Origin of the sequence: Chryseobacterium fluminis, assembly GCF_026314945.1 — a bacterium.
Taxonomy (GTDB): Bacteria; Bacteroidota; Bacteroidia; order Flavobacteriales; family Weeksellaceae; genus Chryseobacterium; species Chryseobacterium fluminis.
Genome location: NZ_CP111121.1, coordinates 306,448 through 328,179 on the forward strand (window position 1 = coordinate 306,448; position 21,732 = coordinate 328,179).

Below are 21,732 nucleotides of genomic sequence, written 5' to 3' on the forward strand. Positions count from 1 at the left end.
ATTGGTGCTCCTCAACAGCAAAAAAACTTTTCATAAAAAATGCTTTTTACATCTTAAATCATTAAGGTGTAGTGTTTTAATGGTGTTTTATCCAAAATCAAGGCTTTAATTATAACCTTTGTTACAGTTTCAAATGCTGAAGCAGAAATTCTGCGCTTTTAGGAGCAGTGAATTTCAATGTGGACCCAATTTCTGATCCCCCATTTCTATATTTCCCCTCATTTATGAAAAAGTTATTCAACGGTCGATTTTCAACACTATTCAGTGTTTTATGCCTGTATATTTTGCTATCATTTGTCATAAGGATTGTCCTGCTGATCTGGTCTGTAAAAGATCTTGATCTCAATCCGATAGATATTCTGAGAGCATTTTTTACAGGATTTGTATTCGATCTTACCATGGGTTCGTTATTTTTGGCTTTGTACGCCATCTATCTGCTGGTCTTCCCGAAAAGATGGACAGGATCTTTGTTTGATCAATGCTTTTCCTATTTTTATCTGACTTTAATTTTCATCATTATTTATTTCAGTCTTTTGGCGGAAATTCCTTTTTGGGATGAGTTTGGGGTGAGATTTAATTTCATTGCGGTAGATTATCTTATTTACACGTATGAAGTTGTTGAAAATATTAACCAGTCTTATCCTCTGCCTGAAATAGGTGTGGTTCTGGTAGGGTTAATTGTTATCACATTTGTTTTATTCAAAAAGCTGGATATTTTCAAAAAAACTTTTTCAGACAAAAGTCCTCTCCGTCATCGTTTCTTTTTTGCGCTTCCGGTCTTGACCATCGCTGTTGTTTTGGGATGGGGGATGAAAAATAAACATGCGGATTTCAGTAATAATATGGTCGTTAGTGAGCTGGGTAAAAATGGAGCTTTTTCATTTTTAACGGCGTTTAAGTCAAATGAGCTGGATTATGAAATATTTTATCCGAAACTTCCGGAAAAAGAAGCGTACTCGATGGTGAAAAAAGATCTTTTACAGGAAAATCAGGAATACAGAACGGCAGCCTATGATGATATCTCCAGATTAACAACAGGAAATCAGGAACAGAAACCCAATATTATCCTCATTGCCATCGAAAGTTTCAGTGCAGATTTTCTGACAGAATTTGGGAATAAAGACCATCTTACGCCTAATTACGGTAAATTATCCAAAGAAAGTATTTTCTTTACCAATCTATATGCAACGGGAACCAGAACCGTGCGCGGAATGGAAGCTTTGACATTGTCTGTTCCTCCAACTCCCGGAAACAGTATTGTCAGAAGACCCGATAATCAGGATTTATTCTCCGTTTCTACCATCATAAAATCAAAAGATTATCAGCCTTATTTTATCTATGGAGGTGATGGTTATTTTGATAATATGAACACCTTTTTTGGCGGACAGGGATTCGACATCGTAGACCGGGACCGTGGAAATCCGTTATCTGACCATATTAAGACCCAGAGATTTGCCATTCCGGATAACGAAGTGAAATTTGAAAATGCCTGGGGAATCTGTGATGAGGATCTTTATAACCAATCCATCAAATACGCTGATATAAATGCCAAAGCAAACAAGCCATTTTTCCAGTTTGTCATGACGACTTCCAATCATAAACCGTATACTTTCCCAGCCGGAAAAATAGATCTTCCGCAGGGGGACAGAAATGGGGCGGTGAAATACACCGATTATGCTTTAGGAAAATTCATTGCAGATGCGAAGACAAAACCATGGTTCAAAAATACGGTATTCGTTATCGTTGCAGACCATTGTGCAAGCAGTGCCGGAAAATGGGAGATCAATATCGACAGGCATCATATTCCGGCTATCATTTATAATCTTCCAGATCAAAAACCAACGAGGATTAATCGTCTGACATCGCAAATCGATCTGATGCCGACTTTATTCGGGTATCTCGGCTGGAGTTACACCACAAGTCTGTATGGAAAAGACATCAATCAAATGAAAATTGGAGAAGAAAGAGCATTTATAGGGAACTACCGAACATTGGGAATGCTGAGGGAAAAGGTCTTCACCCAGATTGATGACAGAAAGAGGGTAAAACAATTCATTGTTTCAGGCAATGAAAAACAGACTTTATCAGAAATAAAAACAAAAGATCAGGAATTGGCTTCCCAAACCATTTCGTATTATCAGACGGCAAGTGTGAGATTTAAAAACGGGAAGATGAAAGCGAAATAATATTTAAAATAAAGAAAGAAAAAGATTGACAGCAATGTCAGTCTTTTTTGTTTAACAATGCGTCACCATTCACATCAGCTGAGTATTCATTAAAAGAATAATTTACAAGGCTGGTAATCATTAGTTAAAATTCAAAATTTCTTCCAAATCATAACAGAATATTGTATGAAATTAGATGTAATGAACAGGATGAAACGATTATTTTTCCCGATCTCGATTATATTTTCTGCGATGTCCTTTTGCCCGGTTAGGTGCTTAGAGTTGGCTATCATTATAAATTTTAATGATCATCGGTAATGAATAACATCATAGAAGCGTTAAGGGCTTACGTGACCTCATTTCTTTCGGAGAATCTTTCGGATGAGCTGACTTTTCATAACATCAATCATACTTTTGAAGTCGTTGCTGCCGCAAAAGAAATCGGGATGCAATGCGGTCTTTCGGGAGAGGAAATGATCGTACTGGAAGTAGCTGCGTGGTTTCACAATTGTGGATATGCCAATACATATCTGGGGCATGAAAATGCAAGCAAAAAGATAGCCGGTGATTTTCTGAAAAACTTCGGATGTGACGAAAATTTTACAGAGGCTGTTTTAAAGGCAATCGAATCCACAAAATATCCGCAAAACCCTTCTTCATTAATTGAAAAGGTGCTGTGTGATGCCGATCTCTGTCACCTGGCAAAACCTAATTATCCAAAATATGAAAAGGCACTGAGGCAGGAATTTGAAATATTCCTTAAACTGACCTGTTCAGATGAAGAATGGCTCAGGAAGAACTGTAGTTTTCTCACCGACCATACTTATTATACAGATTGCGGCCGGGAGGTCCTCTCAAAGTTTAAAGAGATCAACATTCAGAAAAATTGTCCCCAATAAATTATTAATCAGATTAAAAAACATCAGATGTCAAAAGCCATACAAAAAGCAGTTTTCAGTATTTTCATCTTATTCTCAACACTCGGGAAAGTTGGTGCACAAACCAAAGATACCGTTCAGGTTCAGGAAGCGAAACAGGACAGTGTGGTTACCGTAAACGCCGAGGCCAGCCATTTCAATTATAAAAGATTGATAATCCCCACTGCGCTTATCGGTTACGGGGTGGCCAGTCTGTCGGTAAGAGGCATTCAGCAGCTGAATTTTTCTACCCGGGACGAGATCAATGAGCACCAGCCGGATCATATCAGGCTGGACAACTATACGCAGTTTGCGCCCGCTGCATTGGTGTACGGTTTAAACGCTTTCGGGGTTAAGGGAAAACACAATTTCCGCGACAGAAGCATTATTTACGGAGCCTCCATGCTGATAACGTCGGCAATAACACTTCCGTTAAAACATATTGTGAAAGAAGAAAGGCCCGACCACTCCAATAACCTGTCGTTTCCTTCAGGACATACTGCCATTGCATTTGCTTCTGCTCAGTTTATGTTCAGGGAATACAAAGACACCAGTTTCTTACTGGGAATTTCAGGATATTCATTTGCTGTTTTTACCGGTGTTTACAGGATGCTGAATGACAAACACTGGTTCGGGGATGTGGTGGCAGGCGCGGGTTTCGGAATTCTTTCCACCGAATTGTCCTACTGGCTGTACCCTAAGATCAATCATCTTTTAGGAGGAAAAAATAAAAATTCTGCAACCATGGTAATGCCCTTCTATCTGAACAAAGCGGTAGGCATAGGCTTGGTCAGAAATTTTTAATAAATATCCCGGAACCGCAAAAACTAAAATATTTTTGCGTTATTTCCTTAGCGTTTTGTGGCCTCACCAGGAATCGAACCTGGATCTAAAGTTTAGGAAACTTCTATTCTATCCGTTGAACTATGAGGCCTGTGGGTCCAAAGATATTAAATACTCACCGATAAAGCAATAGGGTACGTTCCGTTTTGGCTACAGCATGATCCGTTTTGGCAACTTTAAATATTTTCCGAAAACTGAACTTTGTCCTGTTAATTTTAAACAATACAATAATGAAAACAATTTTCATAACAGGTGCCTCTACAGGACTGGGGAAAACAGCGGCACAATTATTCGCGGGCAGAGGGTGGAACGTCATTGCGACCATGAGAAACACCGAAGCCGCCACCGGACTTTCACAATTGGACAATGTCACGCTTCTGCCTCTGGATGTTACAAATCCGGAGCAGATACGAGATACCGTCACAAAAGCTTTGGAAATAAGTGAGATCGATGTGGTGTTTAATAACGCAGGATACGGATTGATCGGTCCCATGGAAGCCCTGGATGACGACCAGATTCTGCGGCAGATTGATACCAACCTGGTAGGGTCATCCGGGTGACCAAAGCTTTTATTCCGTATTTCAGGAAGAAAGGGCAGGGGATGTTTATCACCACGACCTCTATCGGCGGATTAATTGCATTTCCGTTAGGATCTACGTACCATGCCACAAAATGGGCCCTGGAAGGATGGAGCGAAAGTCTTGCTTTTGAGCTGAATACGTTCGGTATTGATATAAAAACGGTATCTCCGGGCGGTATAAAAACCGATTTTATCAGCCGTTCATTAGATACGGCCACCCAGCCGGAATATGAGCCGATGATTCAAAAAATGTTCTCCAGCACGGAAGCCATGATGGAAGGCGCTTCAGAACCTGAAGCGATCGCGGAGGTGGTGTATGAAGCCGCGACAGACGGCAAACAACAGTTGAGGTATATGGCGGGAGAAGATGCCAGAGAACTTTATGCCCACCGCCTTGCCGTGGGAGCTGAAGCCTTCAGGCAGGAATTCGGAAAACAGTTTATCTAACCGGGCTGTGTTTCGGGACCGGAAAGAAAGCAGATTCCGGTCCCGGAATTCATGCTGTTCATAAATTACCTACCTTTAAATCATGGAAAAGGAAGACCACCAGCCTTTGAAAATATCCTCCATATCGGAACTTCACGACATCCTGCAGCTTCCAAAACCGATGCATCCGCTGATCAGTCTTGTGGATAATACCAAAATGACCATTCATAAAGAATTTCTTTACAAAAGTTTTCATCTCGGATTTTATAAAATATCCTATAAATTCTCGGAGAACGGAAAGATGGGGTATGGGCAGGGGTATTATGATTTCAATGAGGGCGGGATGATGTTTACGGCGCCGAATCAGATTCTGTCCACCGATGAAAATTCCCGGTATTTTGGGTATACTTTACTTATTCATCCGGATTTTATCCGGAATTATCCTCTGGCGCAGACGATTAGAAGATACGGCTTCTTTTCCTATGATACGCATGAAGCGTTACATCTTTCCGATAAAGAGAAAACCAAGGTTGTCGGTCTGCTTCAGACCATAGAAGGAGAGCTGAATACGGCCATTGATGAAGGCAGCCAGGATATCATGGTCTCTTATATTGAAGTACTGCTGAACTACAGCAACCGGTTTTATAAACGGCAGTTCATCACCCGAAAAACAGTGAATAGCGACCTTCTCTCCAAAATGGAAGATGTGCTCAACCGCTATTTCGATCAGCAGGAATCTCTGGTAAAAGGACTTCCTACGGTGGAGTTCCTGGCTTCTGAGCTCCATCTTTCACCGCATTATCTGAGCGATATGCTGAGAAATCTTACCGGGCAGAATGCACAGCAGCACATTCATGAAAAATTAATTGAAAAAGCAAAAGAATATCTGACCACAACCGGCCTCTCGGTATCGGAGATTGCCTATCGGCTTGGGTTTGAGCATTCCCAGTCGTTTAACAAGCTCTTCAAAAAGAAGACCGACACCACGCCGCTGAGCTATAAGCAGCTTTTTATGTAATATAATGTGGATATAAAAATACTGTCTCCCCTGCATAACGTAGGAGAGACAGTCATAAAACACACTGATGAAAAAAAATCTAATATTAGATTTCAGGATCTGTCATCATTTTCGATCCTGTTGCTGAGATTTCTGTACTGGTACAGAATTCTGATCTTGTAAATAAAGTTGGATAATCTTTTCATAATTATAATGGTTTGGTGTACACTTCTGCTTTTATAATAGATTCACCTGCATTATTTTGATTACCAAAGTAAAAGACCGGGATACCTCCGCCGCTGCCTACCGTGGTTATATCTACAACACCATAAGCCCTATATCTGATATACATGGGAGTGGCCGTATTATTAGTAACCTCATCGACAAAAGAATTAGATGTAAACAGGACAACAGGATTACTGTTACTATAAATCGAAGGTATAATGACCCTCCTTGCTGATTTTGGAATATCTACATTCTCCTTTTTTACTTTTGCTCCTACATATCCATAATGTGCAAGATTACTTGAATTTTGGAATGTTACAGGAACGTTATAATATAAATTGACTTTTGCTTTCGAATAGGCGGGTATTGTTACGTAAACTCGTTGAGTAAGATCAAGATCTGTTACTCCGTTTCTTGAAGGATAACCAGTGAGAGGTCTAGTACGGACTTCTTCATAGATTTCATCTAAAACCCATTTACCGGAGGTGGATGTTGCCTGCCATGTTGCCACCCCATTGGCATCAGAAGTTAATACCTTTCCGGCTCCCTGGGTTCCGTCGGCAATTTTTACTTTTCCTGCTACATGAAGTTTGCTGTCGGGGGTGGAAGTTCCTATCCCGACATTCCCGTTTTCATCGATTTTCATTCTGTCGGTACCGGAAGTTTTTAAACTGAGGTCCGTCAGGTTAGTGGTTCCGTTGCCTTTATATTTGGCTGAGATTCCGGTTCCCGTTCCCCATGCGAAATTATTATTGGCTCTGGGCGTAAAGCTGATAGACCCAATATCTTCATTATTGACGAGGTTGGTAGGAGCTGCCGCGGTACCATTGGCAGAGCTGATGTAAAGAATGGGTGATTTGGAGGTGCCATATCCCCTTAAAAATACTTCTTTATCAGTACTTACGGTCTTATTATCTGCCACCATATCCAGTTTACCCATGGGTGTGGCTATTCCTAATCCTATTCTGTCATTTTTTGCATCCACAGAGAAAGTATTTCCGTCTACCGAAAAAGCATTGGTTGCCGTTCCTGTAAAAGCTAATGTTTTATCAGCTTGTGCGATGGTTCTGTTAGCGGTAAGGGTTCCGTTGTCTGTATATAGGTTTGTATTTTTGTCTGTAGGAAGGTCTTGCCAGGTAGCAGCTCCATTAGCATCAGAAGTTAAGACTTTGTTATTTCCCTGGGTTCCGTCGGCAATTTTTACAGAGCCTGCCACTTCTAATTTATGAGTTGGAGCACTTGTTCCTATTCCCATATTTCCATTGGCCGCAATTCTCACTTTTACAACATCATTGGTCATCAGGTCAAGTGGGTGATTGCTTTGTGTTCCTATCCAGGCAGCATCGGTTTGTCCGTTGGATACGCCTTTTCCCAGATAGGTTCTTAAATTGATGGTTCCGTCGGAATGCTGTAGACCATATTGTTTTGTACCTGTCATAATATCCAGTTTTGTTGCAGGGGTGGCGGTTCCAACCCCGATATTTCCGTTTTCATCAATTTTAAGTCTTTCTGTACCTGAAGTCTTCAGACTCAAATCGGTAAGGCGTGTTGTACCGTTTCCTTTATATTTTGCAGATATGGCTGACCCATTTCCCCATGGAAATATATTTCCTGCATGTGGAGTGAAATCTAATCCTCCGATGTCATCATTATAGGCCAGGTTGGTGGGTACTGCTGCAGTTCCATTGGCAGAGCTGAAATAGATTTTCGGTGATTTAGAGGTGCCATATCCCCTTAAAAATACTTCTTTATCAGTACTTACCGTCTTATTATCCGCTACCATATCCAGCTTACCCATGGGTGTGGCTATTCCTAATCCGATTCTGTCATTTTTTGCATCCACAGAGAAAGTATTTCCGTCTACCGAAAAGGCATTGGTTGCGGTTCCTGTGAACGCTAATGTCTTATCAGTCTGTGCAATGGTTCTGTTAGCGGTCAGGGTTCCGTTATCGGTATATAAATTTGTGTTTTTATCCGTGGGAAGATCTTTCCAGCTTGCAGCACCATTGGCATCAGAAGTTAAGACCCTGTTATTTCCCTGGGTTCCGTCGGCAATTTTTACAGAGCCTGCCACGTGCAGCTTATGGGTTGGGGCGGCTGTGCCGACACCGATTCTGTCGTTGGCGGCATCCACGGAAAGCGTATTTCCGTCTATCGAAAAAGCATTGGTTGCCGTTCCGGTGAACGCTAATGTTTTATCAGTTTGCGCGATCGTTCTGTTCGCCGTAAGGGTTCCGTTATCGGTATATAGATTTGTGTTTTTATCCGCGGGAAGATCTTTCCAGGTAGCCGCTCCGTTAGCATCAGAAGTTAATACCTTGTTATTTCCCTGGGTTCCGTCTATAATTTTTATATTTCCTTCTACATGTAATTTATGGGTAGGAGCATCGGTTCCAATTCCTATATTTCCGTTTGGCAACATGGTAGCAACCGTGGTTAAATCCTGATCAGCATCTCCATAAGTGCCTTTGGCATTATTTCCTACATTAAACTGGAGTCCTTTCTCCGCTCCGGATACATTAATGGATGGACTGGCCCCGTCTGCTTTCAGCCAAAGGTTATCCCAACTGCCGAGATTTTCAGCATTTCTGACTCCCAAGATTGCTCCGTTTCCTACAACGTCAACTTTAGCTTTAGGCAATGTTGTCCCTATTCCGATATTTCCGTTTTCATCGATTTTCATTCTGTCGGTACCGGAAGTTTTTAAACTGAGGTCCGTCAGGTTAGTAGTTCCGTTGCCTTTATATTTAGCTATAATTCCGGTTCCTGATCCCAGGCAAAATTATTATTGGCTCTGGGTGTAAAGCTGATAGACCCGATATCTTCATTATTGACGAGATTGGTAGGAGCTGCCGCGGTACCATTGGCAGAGCTGATGTAAAGAATGGGTGATTTGGAGGTGCCATATCCCCTTAAAAATACTTCTTTATCAGTACTTACCGTCTTATTATCCGCTACCATATCCAGCTTACCCATGGGTGTGGCTATTCCTAATCCGATTCTGTCATTTTTTGCATCCACAGAGAAAGTATTTCCGTCTACCGAAAAGGCATTGGTTGCGGTTCCTGTGAACGCTAATGTCTTATCAGTCTGTGCGATGGTTCTGTTCGCGGTCAGGGTTCCGTTATCGGTATATAAATTTGTGTTCTTATCCGTGGGAAGGTCTTTCCAGGTGGCCGCTCCGTTGGCATCAGAAGTTAAGACCCTATTATTTGCCTGGGTTCCGTCGGCAATTTTTACAGAGCCTGCCACGTGCAGCTTATGGGTTGGGGCGGCTGTGCGGACACCGATTCTGTCATTGGCAGCGTCTACCGAAAGGGTTGTTCCGTCTACTGAAAATGCATTCGTAGCTGTTCCTGTGAATGCTAATGTTTTATTAGTTTGTGCGATGGTTCTGTTCGCCGTAAGGATTCCGTTATCCGTATATAAATTTGTATTTATATCTGCGGGAAGGTCTTTCCAGGTAGCAGCCCCGTTGGCATCAGAAGTTAAGACCCTGTTATTTCCCTGGGTTCCGTCGGCAATTTTCACAGAGCCTGCCACGTGCAGCTTATGCGTCGGGGCGGCTGTTCCGACACCGATTCTGTCGTTTTTCGCATCTACAGATAAAGTACTTCCATCTACCGAAAATGCATTGGTCTCAGTAGCTTTGAATGCCAGATTTTTATTGGTTTGATCAATGGTACGATTTGAAGAAAGAATTCCGTCTTCATCATAAATGTTGCCTTCCTTATCATTTTGATTCAGCATTTTTACCCATACATTTCCGTCAAAATAATAATATCCGGGAGCATCGATATGGATAGCGTTTCCGGTTTGTGTTCCTGTATCAATACTATTTACAAAAAGTAAGGTTGATAGCGGAATGTTTTGCATCGACTGTGCCCTTAACCTGGTAACCCTTGGAATAAGAATCCCTTCTGGAGTAACAGCGTTTCCGGTCATTTCCGCCGCCGGAATGGCAAGATTAATTGCCGGAGTTGATGTTCCGATACCCACTCTGTTATTGGCGGCATCCACGGAAAAAGTATTTCCGTCTACCGAGAAGGCGTTGGTTTCAGTCGCCGTAAAAGCGAGTTTGTGCGTTCCGTGTGCTACGGTACGGTTACTTTTCAGGGCGCCGTCGGCATCATAAAGCGCCGCGGTAGATTCCGGTTTCATCTTTACCCATGTATTGCCTTCATAGAAATAAAAACCGGTTGCATCGATATTGATCGCCGATCCGGTAGCCGATCCGGTAGCAATATCATCTACATAAATCATCGTGGATGGGATTACGCCATCCATCGACTGGGCTCTCTGCCGGTCTACTCTGGGAATGAGCAGGCCTTCCGGGGCTTTTGTATTGCCTTTGGCATTTTTAGCCGTGATGTCTAAAGTAGACTGAGGATTTGGGGTGTTGATTCCGACCTGGCCGTAAGCCACATTTGCGGTTACTAATAGAATACATGCTAAACCCAATTTCTTTTTCATAGTGTCTTGTTTTGATTTTCTGATTTGCTTTGATGATTCAAAATATAAGATCAGGTGGGATCCTTTATTTTATGTTTCTGTCTTTCATATTGACAGGGCAAAGTTGGAAAAAAAACAAGGAAAAAGAGCTACTACATGGATACTACAGGATTTTAAATGATTGATTTTTAGTTATTTGTATTTTAATTGTAGTTCTGTTGTAGCAGGTGCAGATTTTTAATTTCTCAGATCATATCCGGGAAATATATCTGTTTTGAGGCAAAAGAATTTATAAAATCGGTCATCTTTTATAATGTATTGATCCATGTCACAAGATCGACCTCAGCAGGAAGGTTGAGTTTCTTTTTTAGCCGGTACCTTTTGGTCTGGATCGCACGCACGGTAACATTTTCCAGTCTGCTGATGTCTTTATTGTCCAGATTTAATTTGATGTAGGCGCAGGACTTCAGATCATGATCGGTAAGGTCAGGAGTATGGGCCATCAGCTTTTCGTAAAATTCATGAAATATTTCTTTAAATTTTACCATTAAAAAAGGATCGCCTTCTTTGGCCAGCTGAATAATTTCATCGTAGGCATCACCGGCTTTCTTTTTGAGCACCTCTACCTGTTGGGTCTGGGTCTCAATAAGGCGGTCTTTATTTTTTTGATGTTTCAGGTATTTCCTACGGATTACAAAAAAGACCGTCAGCAACAGAATAATAATACCTCCCGCGATTGCGTAAAGCCTTTTTTTTTCTTTCTGTTCCTCCTGCTTCTGTTCCTGAAGGATTCTTTCAACGGCATGAGCCATTACTTTCTTTTCACTCAGGTTAATGGAGTCATTCAGCACGGTAAACTTTAAAAAGTAGCGGGCTGACTCTTCGGAATTGCCAAGAAGTTTATAGATGTCGGAAACATTTTTAAATCCCTCTCTTACATCTGTCTTATGTTTAGATTTTCGGGAGATTTCAAGAGACTGCAGATAATAGGATAATGCTTTCTGATAATCGCCTTTCACTTTAAATAAATGCCCGAAATTCTCCAGGGTTTTGGAAGTGCTGTACTGAGCCTTTGTAAGATTGCTCGACAATGACTTGTTAAGATAATATTCTGCGGAATCGAGATGAACTTTCCGGGTGATAAAATCATCTGCTATTTTAATGTATGTCATCGTGGGGTCTGTGGCATACTTCAGGCATCGGTCCCGCATGCTGTAGGCAGAATCCGGCATTTTGAGCATCTCAAAATTATACCATTTCCAGGAATAGTTATGATACAGAAATTTTTTCCGGTTTTCCTGATCTTTTACTTTTTTCAGAGAGACCAGCGCTTTATCCAGGTTTTTATTGGACTCTCTGAATAAATGAATTTTTGAATAATAAACGCCGTAATTGGTATATAATTTTGAATAAAGAAACGGGTTTTGTCCGGCATCGATATGATTCTTTGCATCATCCAGATATTTCAGGCCGAGATCATACTTTCCGAGCAGATCCATATAGTTGGAGATGAAAATATCTGCAGAAGCAATACCCTCGTTGTTTTTATTGCTTTTAAAAAACTCCAGGGCGCTCAGATTAAATTCCAGTGCTTCTTCGAATTTCCCTTCAGCAGCATATTTCTCATTGATCCTGCCCAGTGTACGCAGATCATATTGCTGCCCGGAGACAACAGAGGTCAGGCCGAAAAACAACAGCATAAGAAATGTCAAAAAGCTTTTGAGCGGCATAGTATTTAATTTTTTAATCAAAAATAAGTATTTACAGTTAAATTAAAGGGTTTGAAATACTTTTGATTAAAAAGATAAGGAATTTCATCTATATATACTGCTCATAATTGCCCGATTATATGGTGATAAAAAAGAATCCGCCCTTTAGGAGCGGATCCAGTAGATAAATACATCTCATTTTTTTAATTAGACAACAATAAAAAAGCATAGCCGACAATGCTATGCTTAAATTTTTACAAATTTAACTGCAATTTCAAAGCTGAAAAAAGCAAGATATGTTTCCACTTCAGTTGTATTACAGAGTAAATGTAGCGATTAATTTAATACAAAGCATGAATTAAATGTTAAAATTCAGGGTTCTTTTTGTTTTTTAATCAGTCATTCCGCTAATTCTTTTTCACCCGGAAATTTTTTATTATAAAGTATTTATTACTTTTTGTATCATGTGATCATTGTCCATTCTTATAAAATCGGAGAAGTTAATAATCGGTGCACATAGCATCACAGAAGAACGAACGGTTGTCCATTTAAAATAAAACTGATGATAATAAGTTGCCTGCTGCTAAAATTACTTTAATCGAGATGAACATAATCAGTTATTTTGTCCGAAGAGCGGCATTTCAAAATATAATATAGATAAGCTAAAAGTAAGATTTCATAACGTGGTATTAAAAAAATGATTACATTTAGTTCATCAAAATCTCTTTATAAATAAAATCCCTTATTCCGTTACACGGCTGTACCGGAAGACCACGGGTTCAGATTCATTCTGAACCATGGATTCTATTATTCCTATATCAAATACAAAAGGTAGTAAGCAATATGCTGCAATACCTGGTTAACAATAAAGAGAAATCATTATGAAAAAATATACCGTTGCCGTTATCGGCGGAACAGGAAAATCTGGAAAATATCTTGTTCAACATCTGCTGGATCATGGCTATTCAGTGAAATTATTAGTCAGAAACCCTGAAACCGTAATTCTTTCCAATCCTTTGGCAGAGATCGTGAAAGGAGATGCAAGAGACTATCAGTCGGTTATAAAAACAGTTGAAAACACCGATCTTGTAATCAGTACACTGGGACAGCCTAAGGGAGAGCCTCCGATATTCAGTGATGCCACAAAAAATGTGATGAAGGCCATGAATGTCTGTGGATTGAAAAGATATATCGTTACTACGGGTTTGAGCGTCAACACTCCTTCAGACCGTAAAAATGAAAAAGTACAGCTGGCCACCGGCTGGATGTATCAGAACTATCCGGAAACGACTCATGACAAACAGAAAGAATACGAACTTCTCACAGAAAGTAACCTGGACTGGACCCTGATGAGACTCCCCTTAATCGATCTGACGAATGAGAGTAGGATTACGGAAGCCAGTCTGGAAGACTGTCAGGGAGAAAATATCAGCGCAACCGATCTTGCCGGGTTTCTGATTGCGCAGATTGATGATAGGACCTTTATTAAAAAGAGCCCGTTTTTATACAATAGGTAAACCTTACTTACATCAGTAAATAAAAGAAGAGAGCCACAAGGCTCTCTTTCTGTTTTAACGCTCCAGCTTTTCTTTTATATACTTAGCCGTATGAGATTTTTTATTTTTGGTTAAATCTTCGGGAGTTCCTGTAAAAACAACTTCACCGCCATATTTCCCTGCTTCAGGGCCGATATCGATGATGTAGTCGGCACATTTAATGATATCCGGCTGGTGTTCAATCACGATCACCGAATGGCCTAGATCAATCAGGGCCTGTAAAGACTTCAGCAGTTTCTGGATGTCGTGGAAATGAAGACCTGTTGACGGCTCATCAAATACAAACAGCGTCTTATCCGTTGTTACACCCTTCACCAGAAAAGAAGCCAGTTTCACACGCTGCGCCTCACCACCCGAAAGGGTAGAAGAGCTCTGTCCCAGCTGAAGATACCCTAAACCAACTTCCTGCAGAGGCCGTAATTTGGTTACGATTTTTTCTTCGTGATTATCTTTAAAAAACTCAATAGCTTCATCTACCGTCATATGTAGGATGTCAGAAATGTTTTTCTCATCAAATTTTACTTCGAGAATTTCATTTTTAAAACGGGTTCCTTTGCAGACTTCACATTCCAGTTCGATATCCGCCATAAACTGCATCGACACATTAATGATTCCTTCTCCTTTACATTCGTCACATCTTCCGCCATCAACGTTGAAAGAGAAATGTTTCGGTTTGTAGCCCATCATTTTTGCCATCTTCTGTTTGGCAAACAGGTCTCTGATATCATCATATGCCTTGAGATAGGTCACGGGATTGGAACGCGAGGATTTTCCGATAGGGTTCTGATCAATTAATTCGATATTTTTAATCAGTTTTTTAGGAAATTCCACAGAATCATAATCGCCTTTCTTCCCGCCCATTCCCAGCTGAATCATGATGTCGTTCGTCAGAATCTCCTTCATCAGGGTAGATTTTCCGCTTCCCGACACCCCGGAAATAACAACCAGGCTTTCTAAAGGAACGTCTACATCCACGTTTTTTAGATTATTCTGGCGTGCCCCTTTGATATGAATCCATTCCTTCGCTTTTCTGCGTTTGGCAGGAACTTCAATTTCCATTCTGCCGGTCAGGTATTTTGAAGTCAGCGTATCCGCATTTTTAAGTGCCTTATAATCTCCGGCAAAAACAAGTTCTCCACCAAGATACCCCGCTTCAGGGCCAATATCGATAATATAGTCTGCTGCCCTCATCACATCTTCATCGTGCTCTACGACAATCACCGTATTTCCAAGATCCCGGAGATTTTTTAAAACTTCTATTAAATTTTCCGTATCCCTGGAATGCAGCCCTATCGACGGTTCATCCAGAATATAAATAGAACCTACTAATGAACTTCCTAAGCTTGTGGCCAGGTTTATTCTCTGGCTTTCTCCGCCCGAAAGCGTGTTGGATGTTCTGTTTAAGGTTAAATATCCTAGACCTACCTTTAATAAAAATTCAAGACGGGTGGTAATTTCATACAAAAGTCTTTTGGCTACTTCTTTATCATGAGCGGATAATTCCAGGCTGTTTATCAGAGGAGAGAGCTCATCCAGGGGAAGCTCAATCATCGACTGGATATTGTGTCCGCCTACTTTTACCCAAGTAGTTTCTTCACGGAGCCTCAGGCCTTCACAGGTCGGGCAGAGGGTTTTTCCGCGATATCGCGAAAGCATAACGCGGTACTGAATTTTATATAAATTTTCTTCAAGCATTTTGAAGAAATTGTCTATACTCGGGAATGTACTTTTCCCATCACCTTTCCAGAGGTATTTTTTCTGTTCTTTGGTTAATTGATGATACGGCTTGTGAATAGGGAAGTCTTTCGATCTTTTAATGAAATCTTTTTTCCATTCACTCATCGATTCGCCCCTCCAAGACGCTACAGCATCTTCAAAAACAGATAATGTTTTGTTCGGAACGACCAGGTCTTCGTCTATTCCGATCACTTTTCCGTATCCCTCGCAGGTAGGACAGGCACCGTAAGGATTGTTAAAACTGAAAAAATGAACATTTGGTTCCAGAAATTCTATCCCGTCCAGCTCAAATTTATTTGAAAATTCTTTCACTTTCCCGGTGTCAGCATTTTTTAACGAACAGTATCCACGGCCTTCATAAAAAGCCATCTGGATAGAATCTGCCAGTCTTTGGAGAAAACTCTCATCTTCCTCATAGGAAAAACGGTCAATCACAAGATTGATCATCATTCCTTTTTCAGGAGTAAACCCAAAGCTCTCCAGATCTTCTATTCCCGCCACATTTCCGTTGATTTCCAGCCTTGTGAAACCTGCCAGTTTTAAAACATTCAGATTTTCCCCAAAATTGGCGGCATCATATTCCAAAGGAGCCGTTAACAAGAATGACGTGTCTTTTTTCGAGTCTTTAATAAAATCTACTACATCCGTTACCGAATCTTTTTTTACTTCCTGTCCGGATACCGGGGAAAATGTTTTCCCGATCCTTGCGAAGAGCAGTTTCATATAATCGTAAATCTCCGTGGATGTTCCTACAGTAGAACGCGGATTCGAAGAGATCACTTTCTGCTGAATCGCAATGGAAGGTGCCAATCCTTTGATGTCATCTACTTTCGGTTTTTCGAGTTTCCCCAAAAACTGGCGGGCGTAAGAGCTCAGACTCTCTACATACCTTCTCTGTCCTTCCGCATAAATCGTATCAAACGCCAGGGAAGATTTTCCACTGCCGGAAACTCCGGTGATGACGATCAGCTTATTTTTCGGGATCAGAACATCAATGTGCTTCAGATTATTAAGGTGTGCATTTTTAACGAACACCTGTTTTTTTATATCTATATCTATTGTTTTTGCCATATTTTATTTATTCATAAAGAGTGTAAACTGATTCCAGAGAGCCGCTTTTAAGCTTAATGGTGTTTTTTTCGTAAGCAATATCAGAATCTGTATACAGGGAAGCAGGGGTTTGGGTCTGTATTTTTACCAGCCTGTTCCGGCTGTCATATGTATAAACCTTATGATCGGTCGACTGATAATTATTCTCACTATATTCTGAAACTTTTTCAGATAACAGATTATTTTTGTACAAATAGCTTACCGTTAATTTATTGATCATTTTACCTTCTTCATATTTTGTTATTACGGTTTTTTTTAGTCTTTTTTCGGCATCATATTCATAAGACCTGTCCTCAAATTTAAAACTTCCCATATATTCATAATGGGTCAGAAGATTATTCGTATATATATACTTTTTTTCCAAAATTCCGTCCCTGGTTTTATGTTGATTGGAAGTAATATTACCCGATGCATCATACGTTAACGTTTTTATATTTTCCTGGACCGGTCCGTTAGGGATAACTGTTTTTGAAATACACGCTATAACCTTTCCGGCATTATTGTAGGTGAAAACAGAGGTTTCCTCATATTTGCCTCCGTTCCAAAGAATGCCGGTGGAAACTATTTTTCCTAATTTTCCATCTTTATAAAAATACTCAGATTCTTTATCTTTTTCTGTGATTCGGTAGATCTTATTTTCCCTGTCATAGGTGATTCTATTTTTCTCAAACGGTATTCCCGGAGATTCATATCCGAAGTAAACTGTTTTACCATCCTGCAGAACTGTTTTATAAATAATTTCCCGGTTTCCGGGAATATAACCTGAGCCCGGGCCAAAAGAAGCTTTGTAATCTCTATCAAGGGTTACGGTCTTACTGCTGAAGGTAATATTTCCTTCCCTGTCAAATTTGATGATATCTGTCGTTGTTTCCGGAGAAGACCGGTATATTTTATCGATCTGCATAATTTTTTTACTGCCGGTCATCCTGTTGATATAGTCATCCCCAGCCTCGAGTTCCTGTACAGGATCATGGATTTTCACATCCGGGTAGATGAATTGTGCATTTACGGAAATGGTTCCCAAAAGTACAGACAATAAGAGTATTTTCATCGCAGAATTTAGACCCACAAAAATACGAATTTTTAAACAAAAATTCATTATAAATATTGGCAGCTACATACAATTCTACACCCCGAATTATTAAGCACAAAACCGGAAATTAAAATTGTAATATTCACAGTATTTAGATAGTTTAAACAAAATTATATCTCTGTTTTTGATTATTTGATGTAAATTTTAACTAAAAATTAATAAATATGTTAAAATATTTTAGCTCAAATATTCAGTAATATTGCAGGACCATGATTAACACAAATTTTAAATCTGTCTTAGAATTATTACAGACTTTCTCGACAGAGCAGGTATGCATTGATTACCTGGAACAAATGAGATGGGGCGGAATTATTTCGAGCCCGTTCGATGCTGAATCTAAAGTATACCGATGCAGTAAGAACCGATATAAATGTAAGAATACCGGTAAATATTTCAATGCTAAAACCGGGACCATGTTTGAAAATACGAAAGTAGGACTGCAGAAATGGTTCCTGGCCATATGGCTGGTCACCTCCTATAAAAAAGGAATTACATCCATTCAGCTGGCCAGGGACATTGATGTTACCCAAAAAACAGCCTGGTTTTTACTCCAGAGGATCCGGAGCTGTTTCGGGATCGAAAACAGCAATGAACTCGAAGGTGTTGTAGAATGTGATGAAACTTTTATCGGCGGAAAAAATAAAAACCGGCACAAGGACAAGAAAGCAAAAAAAGCACAGGGCAGGAACTTTACTGATAAAATACCGGTTATGGGAATGCTGCAGCGGGGAGGAAAGATGAATGCCTTTGTGGTTACCGATACCCGGAAAAACAGCATACAGCCCCTGATTTATAAGTATGTGAGCCGGGATACCCGGCTGATCAGTGATGAATGGTGGGGCTATAGCGGTCTGGATAAAAATTATAACCATCAGGTTGTTGATCATTCCAGAAAGGAATATGTGAGTCTCCGGGACAGCACGGTACATACGAATAATATAGAAGGCTGCTGGAAGATCCTCAAAAGCTCCGTATCCGGAATGTACAACCACGTTTCCCGGAAGCATCTCCAGAAGTATGTGGATGAATTTCTGTATAAATTTAATCTGAGGGAGATTTCGGATAGTGATAAGTTCAGATATCTGATTCTTAACAGTGATGTGCGGACAAAATACAAAGATTTGATTTTTATAGAAAATTGTAATAAATTACCGAATATTCCGAAGCCTTACCACTAAAAATTAAATGAACCCGGTGATGCTGAAAGTTGACCGGAAATCTCAACGCTTGTTTTAATAAGAGAATTAATTTTATGAACGAGGCTACAGTCATACGATCATATCTGAAATTTTCTCATTTTTGCCGATGTTATTTGAAACTATGCGAGATCTGTATAAAAAATTAATTTATTAAAGATACTATAGAAATAACTTTTTTAACCACGAAAATGACACCCAATCTATTAAAACAAAAAAATGTGAAGAGTGTAATCATCAATGATATTGAGTATTTTGACGTGTCGGATATCAAAAAAAATCACCGGGACCTTAAAATTGATATCCGGGAAATGATTACTGAAGGAGGAGTTAAACTGATTAAGGCTGAGCATGTTACATTATTAACGGATTTTGATATGACGATGAGGGATTTATTTAATCGAAAGCCATAAATATCACGCGGTGTAGAATTGTATATACTTACCTTATTAAACATAGCGGCAGGTAATTATACAAACAAACCGGTTCTATTGATGTTTTTATGATATAGAAATTAAACAAAGTGGACTTATTGTGAATAACCTCCTGAATACCACGCGATCCGAATGTTAAATTTTTTATTTTTTTTCATTTTTTAACATTTGCCTATTGTTTTATATTTTAAAATTATTTAAAATTGTATTCATAAATAGGTAATATAGAATGAGAAAACTTTTCAGAGATCTGGTTACACATTTAATGAGAAAAAGATAAAAGAAATGACGTTAGTCCCAAGAAGATGCAGCCCTACTGCATCTTTTTTTATGACAATAATCATTTTTTATATTTAAAGAAGTCTGCTACATTTGGTCCTTCAAAAATCTAACTGCGAATTTGATCATATGACTAAAAAGTTACTTCCTGTTTTCTTTCTGGGAACTTTATTTCTCGCTCATGCCCAAAATAATGACTCCGATATTGAAACGGTTGAAATTCAGGGTAAGTTTACCGCTACTCCTTATAAGAATGCCAACCAGAATATTGCTGTGATTACAAAGGAGGAGATTGCCAATTCTCCTGCAAAAAGTATTGACGAAATTCTTCAGCAGATTCCGGGAATGGATATCAGAAGGAGAGGGGCCAACGGGGTACAGAGTGATATCGGCTTCAGAGGAAGCTCTTCGGAGCAGGTTCTCCTGCTTTTGAACGGCATCAGGATGAATGACTCGCAGACGGGACATAATACGATGAATGTGCCTGTAGATCTGGATGATGTAGAAAGGATAGAAGTCGTGAAAGGCCCTGCAGCAAGACGGTTCGGACAGAATGCCTATGCAGGAGTCATTAATATTATTACCAGGACAGGGCCCGGAAAAAAAGTGAAGATCAGTGCCGACGGCGGTGACTATGAAACTTATGGATTGGGATTTAATGCGAAACTGGGAAATGAAAAATTTTCGAACACATTACAGGCGAATTCCGCTTCTTCACAAGGCTATATGCATAACACCGACTACGAGATCCGCAATGTTTTCTATCAGGGGAAACTGAATATTAAACACGGGGATCTCAGACTGCAGGCCGGTTTTTCAGAGAAGAAATTCGGGGCCAACGGCTTTTACTCCTCGCCCCTTGCTACAGAGCAGTATGAGGAAGTACAGGCTTCAGTTGTCAGCCTGGCTCACCAGCAGAACTTTGGCCAATTCAGACTTAATTCCAATGTCTACTGGAGGAGAGGTCAGGATATGTACCTGTTCAACCGTAATAAACCGGAAATTTACAGGAATATGCACATCGGGAATAATATAGGTGGTGAGGTAAACGGAAGCTACCAATCTTCTTTAGGAACTACAGGATTGGGCATAGAGCTGAGAAAGGAATTTCTGGCGAGCAATAATTTAGGAAACAGGGAACGTTTTGTTTCACAAGTGTTTTTTGAACATCACTTTTCGTTATTAGATCAAAAACTGAATATTACCCCAGGAGTTTCGTGGGCCAACTATTCCGGCGAAGGAAATTTTTTCTATCCGGGAATTGATTTGGGGTACGATTTTAACCCGAATCATAAAATTTACGGAAATGTCGCTAAGGTTCACCGCGTTCCGACTTTTACCGATCTGTATTATGTGAGCAAGACTGAACAGGGAAATCCGGATCTTGTTCCTGAAAACGCAGTCTATGCAGAAGTAGGATACCAGTTCAGGACTCAGAATGTTCTGGCAAAGGTGAGTGGATTTCTGAGAAGCGCAAACAATTCGATCGACTGGACCAAAACGTCTTTAAATGATGCCGTCTGGTATGCGCAGAATGTTGGAGACACCAGCGTAAAAGGAATTGAAGCAGAGCTGAATCACCGGGTTTTGCGCTGGTTAAAGTATTCTGTAGGATATACCTACCTGGATAATACCATTAAATCTTCTGATACGTTTGTTTCAAGATATGTACTTGATAATCTGAAACACCAGCTGATCGCCAAACTGGAAACAAAATTTTTAGAATATTTCACCAATGAATTGGTATACCGGTATAATGACCGTCTGAATCTGGGAAGCTACAACCTGTTAGATGCAAAATTAAGTTTTGTTAAAAAAGACTTTTCAGTGTATATTTTAGTCAATAATGTCACCAATACAATATATACGGAAACTTTTGGAGTGAAAATGCCGAATCGTTGGTTCCATGTAGGTTTTACCTATACGATCAATATTAAGTAAATGTTAATTCAGCGTGAATTAAAGTTAATATTACGAAATTGTTAATTCAGCTACATTTGCAAAAAAAAAATT

Annotated in this window: 13 protein-coding genes, 1 tRNA gene and 1 pseudogene; 9 read left to right on the plus strand and 6 right to left on the minus strand. The window is 40.0% G+C overall.

The annotated features are described in order from the left end of the window. The first annotated feature begins 224 nt into the window (after positions 1-224). From ODZ84_RS01390 to ODZ84_RS01400, 3 genes are all read left to right on the plus strand, one after another. On the plus strand, positions 225-2,186 hold the full coding sequence (locus tag ODZ84_RS01390; RefSeq protein ID WP_266175233.1) for an LTA synthase family protein: 1,962 nt from the start codon (positions 225-227) through the stop codon (positions 2,184-2,186). A gap of 296 nt (positions 2,187-2,482) precedes the next feature. Continuing rightward, a complete protein-coding gene (locus tag ODZ84_RS01395) occupies positions 2,483-3,064 on the plus strand; it encodes an HD domain-containing protein (protein ID WP_266175234.1) in 582 nt (193 codons plus the stop codon). A gap of 27 nt (positions 3,065-3,091) precedes the next feature. Continuing rightward, positions 3,092-3,886, plus strand: coding sequence for a phosphatase PAP2 family protein (locus ODZ84_RS01400; RefSeq protein WP_266175235.1), 795 nt, complete (start codon positions 3,092-3,094; stop codon positions 3,884-3,886). Positions 3,887-3,944: 58 nt separating this feature from the next. Here ODZ84_RS01400 and ODZ84_RS01405 read toward each other — a convergent pair. After that, positions 3,945-4,016, minus strand: a tRNA-Arg gene (locus ODZ84_RS01405). A gap of 139 nt (positions 4,017-4,155) precedes the next feature. Between ODZ84_RS01405 and ODZ84_RS01410 the strand changes: the two are divergent. Together ODZ84_RS01410 and ODZ84_RS01415 are read left to right on the plus strand one after the other, a co-directional pair. Next, positions 4,156-4,952 (plus strand): annotated as a pseudogene (locus tag ODZ84_RS01410) (SDR family oxidoreductase). A gap of 82 nt (positions 4,953-5,034) precedes the next feature. After that, entirely contained in the window at positions 5,035-5,949 is a 915-nt protein-coding gene (locus tag ODZ84_RS01415; protein WP_266175236.1) for a helix-turn-helix domain-containing protein, read from the plus strand. A gap of 187 nt (positions 5,950-6,136) precedes the next feature. On the opposite strand, the gene ODZ84_RS01420 is transcribed toward ODZ84_RS01415, so the two are convergent. The 3 genes from ODZ84_RS01420 to ODZ84_RS01430 all read right to left on the minus strand — a co-directional run bounded on the left by ODZ84_RS01420 (position 6,137) and on the right by ODZ84_RS01430 (position 12,335). Beyond that, positions 6,137-8,836 carry a hypothetical protein gene (locus ODZ84_RS01420; protein ID WP_266175237.1) on the minus strand — a complete coding sequence of 900 codons (2,700 nt, stop codon included), beginning with the start codon at positions 8,834-8,836 and terminating at the stop codon, positions 6,137-6,139. Positions 8,837-8,904: 68 nt separating this feature from the next. Further along, a complete protein-coding gene (locus ODZ84_RS01425; RefSeq protein WP_266175238.1) occupies positions 8,905-10,626 on the minus strand; it encodes a hypothetical protein in 1,722 nt (573 codons plus the stop codon). 287 nt (positions 10,627-10,913) lie between these two features. Next, positions 10,914-12,335 carry a transcriptional regulator gene (locus ODZ84_RS01430; RefSeq protein WP_266175239.1) on the minus strand — a complete coding sequence of 474 codons (1,422 nt, stop codon included), beginning with the start codon at positions 12,333-12,335 and terminating at the stop codon, positions 10,914-10,916. An 860-nt stretch (positions 12,336-13,195) separates the two neighbouring features. Between ODZ84_RS01430 and ODZ84_RS01435 the strand changes: the two genes are divergently transcribed. Beyond that, entirely contained in the window at positions 13,196-13,831 is a 636-nt protein-coding gene (locus ODZ84_RS01435; protein ID WP_266175240.1) for an NAD(P)-dependent oxidoreductase, read from the plus strand. Positions 13,832-13,885: 54 nt separating this feature from the next. On the opposite strand, the gene uvrA is transcribed toward ODZ84_RS01435, so the two are convergent. Both uvrA and ODZ84_RS01445 read right to left on the minus strand, forming a co-directional pair. After that, a complete protein-coding gene (uvrA, locus tag ODZ84_RS01440) occupies positions 13,886-16,678 on the minus strand; it encodes an excinuclease ABC subunit UvrA (protein ID WP_266175241.1) in 2,793 nt (930 codons plus the stop codon). A 7-nt stretch (positions 16,679-16,685) separates the two neighbouring features. After that, positions 16,686-17,768 (minus strand): hypothetical protein, encoded by a 1,083-nt coding sequence (locus ODZ84_RS01445; RefSeq protein WP_266175242.1) that lies wholly within the window; start codon positions 17,766-17,768, stop codon positions 16,686-16,688. Between the two features lie 251 nt (positions 17,769-18,019). On the opposite strand from ODZ84_RS01445, the gene ODZ84_RS01450 reads away from it, so the two are divergent. The 3 genes from ODZ84_RS01450 to ODZ84_RS01460 all read left to right on the plus strand — a co-directional run bounded on the left by ODZ84_RS01450 (position 18,020) and on the right by ODZ84_RS01460 (position 21,660). Beyond that, on the plus strand, positions 18,020-18,988 hold the full coding sequence (locus ODZ84_RS01450; RefSeq protein ID WP_266175243.1) for an IS1595 family transposase: 969 nt from the start codon (positions 18,020-18,022) through the stop codon (positions 18,986-18,988). A gap of 239 nt (positions 18,989-19,227) precedes the next feature. Next, positions 19,228-19,419, plus strand: a complete 192-nt coding sequence (locus tag ODZ84_RS01455; RefSeq protein WP_266175244.1) for a hypothetical protein — start codon at positions 19,228-19,230, stop codon at positions 19,417-19,419. 429 nt (positions 19,420-19,848) lie between these two features. Then, complete coding sequence (locus tag ODZ84_RS01460) at positions 19,849-21,660, plus strand: TonB-dependent receptor plug domain-containing protein (RefSeq protein ID WP_266175245.1); 1,812 nt, start codon at positions 19,849-19,851, stop codon at positions 21,658-21,660. Positions 21,661-21,732 lie beyond the last annotated feature (72 nt).

What these genes read in the sequence shown, in the direction of transcription:
- ODZ84_RS01400 (WP_266175235.1), top strand. Translation starts at nt 3,092, where the DNA reads ATGTCAAAAGCCATACAAAAAGCAGTTTTCAGTATTTTCATCTTATTC.
- ODZ84_RS01390 (WP_266175233.1), top strand. Translation starts at nt 225, where the DNA reads ATGAAAAAGTTATTCAACGGTCGATTTTCAACACTATTCAGTGTTTTA.
- ODZ84_RS01415 (WP_266175236.1), top strand. Translation starts at nt 5,035, where the DNA reads ATGGAAAAGGAAGACCACCAGCCTTTGAAAATATCCTCCATATCGGAA.
- ODZ84_RS01450 (WP_266175243.1), top strand. Translation starts at nt 18,020, where the DNA reads ATGATTAACACAAATTTTAAATCTGTCTTAGAATTATTACAGACTTTC.
- ODZ84_RS01395 (WP_266175234.1), top strand. Translation starts at nt 2,483, where the DNA reads ATGAATAACATCATAGAAGCGTTAAGGGCTTACGTGACCTCATTTCTT.
- ODZ84_RS01435 (WP_266175240.1), top strand. Translation starts at nt 13,196, where the DNA reads ATGAAAAAATATACCGTTGCCGTTATCGGCGGAACAGGAAAATCTGGA.
- ODZ84_RS01445 (WP_266175242.1), bottom strand. Translation starts at nt 17,768, where the DNA reads ATGAAAATACTCTTATTGTCTGTACTTTTGGGAACCATTTCCGTAAAT.
- ODZ84_RS01420 (WP_266175237.1), bottom strand. Translation starts at nt 8,836, where the DNA reads ATGAAAATCGATGAAAACGGAAATATCGGAATAGGGACAACATTGCCT.
- ODZ84_RS01425 (WP_266175238.1), bottom strand. Translation starts at nt 10,626, where the DNA reads ATGAAAAAGAAATTGGGTTTAGCATGTATTCTATTAGTAACCGCAAAT.
- uvrA (WP_266175241.1), bottom strand. Translation starts at nt 16,678, where the DNA reads ATGGCAAAAACAATAGATATAGATATAAAAAAACAGGTGTTCGTTAAA.
- ODZ84_RS01430 (WP_266175239.1), bottom strand. Translation starts at nt 12,335, where the DNA reads ATGCCGCTCAAAAGCTTTTTGACATTTCTTATGCTGTTGTTTTTCGGC.
- ODZ84_RS01460 (WP_266175245.1), top strand. Translation starts at nt 19,849, where the DNA reads ATGACTAAAAAGTTACTTCCTGTTTTCTTTCTGGGAACTTTATTTCTC.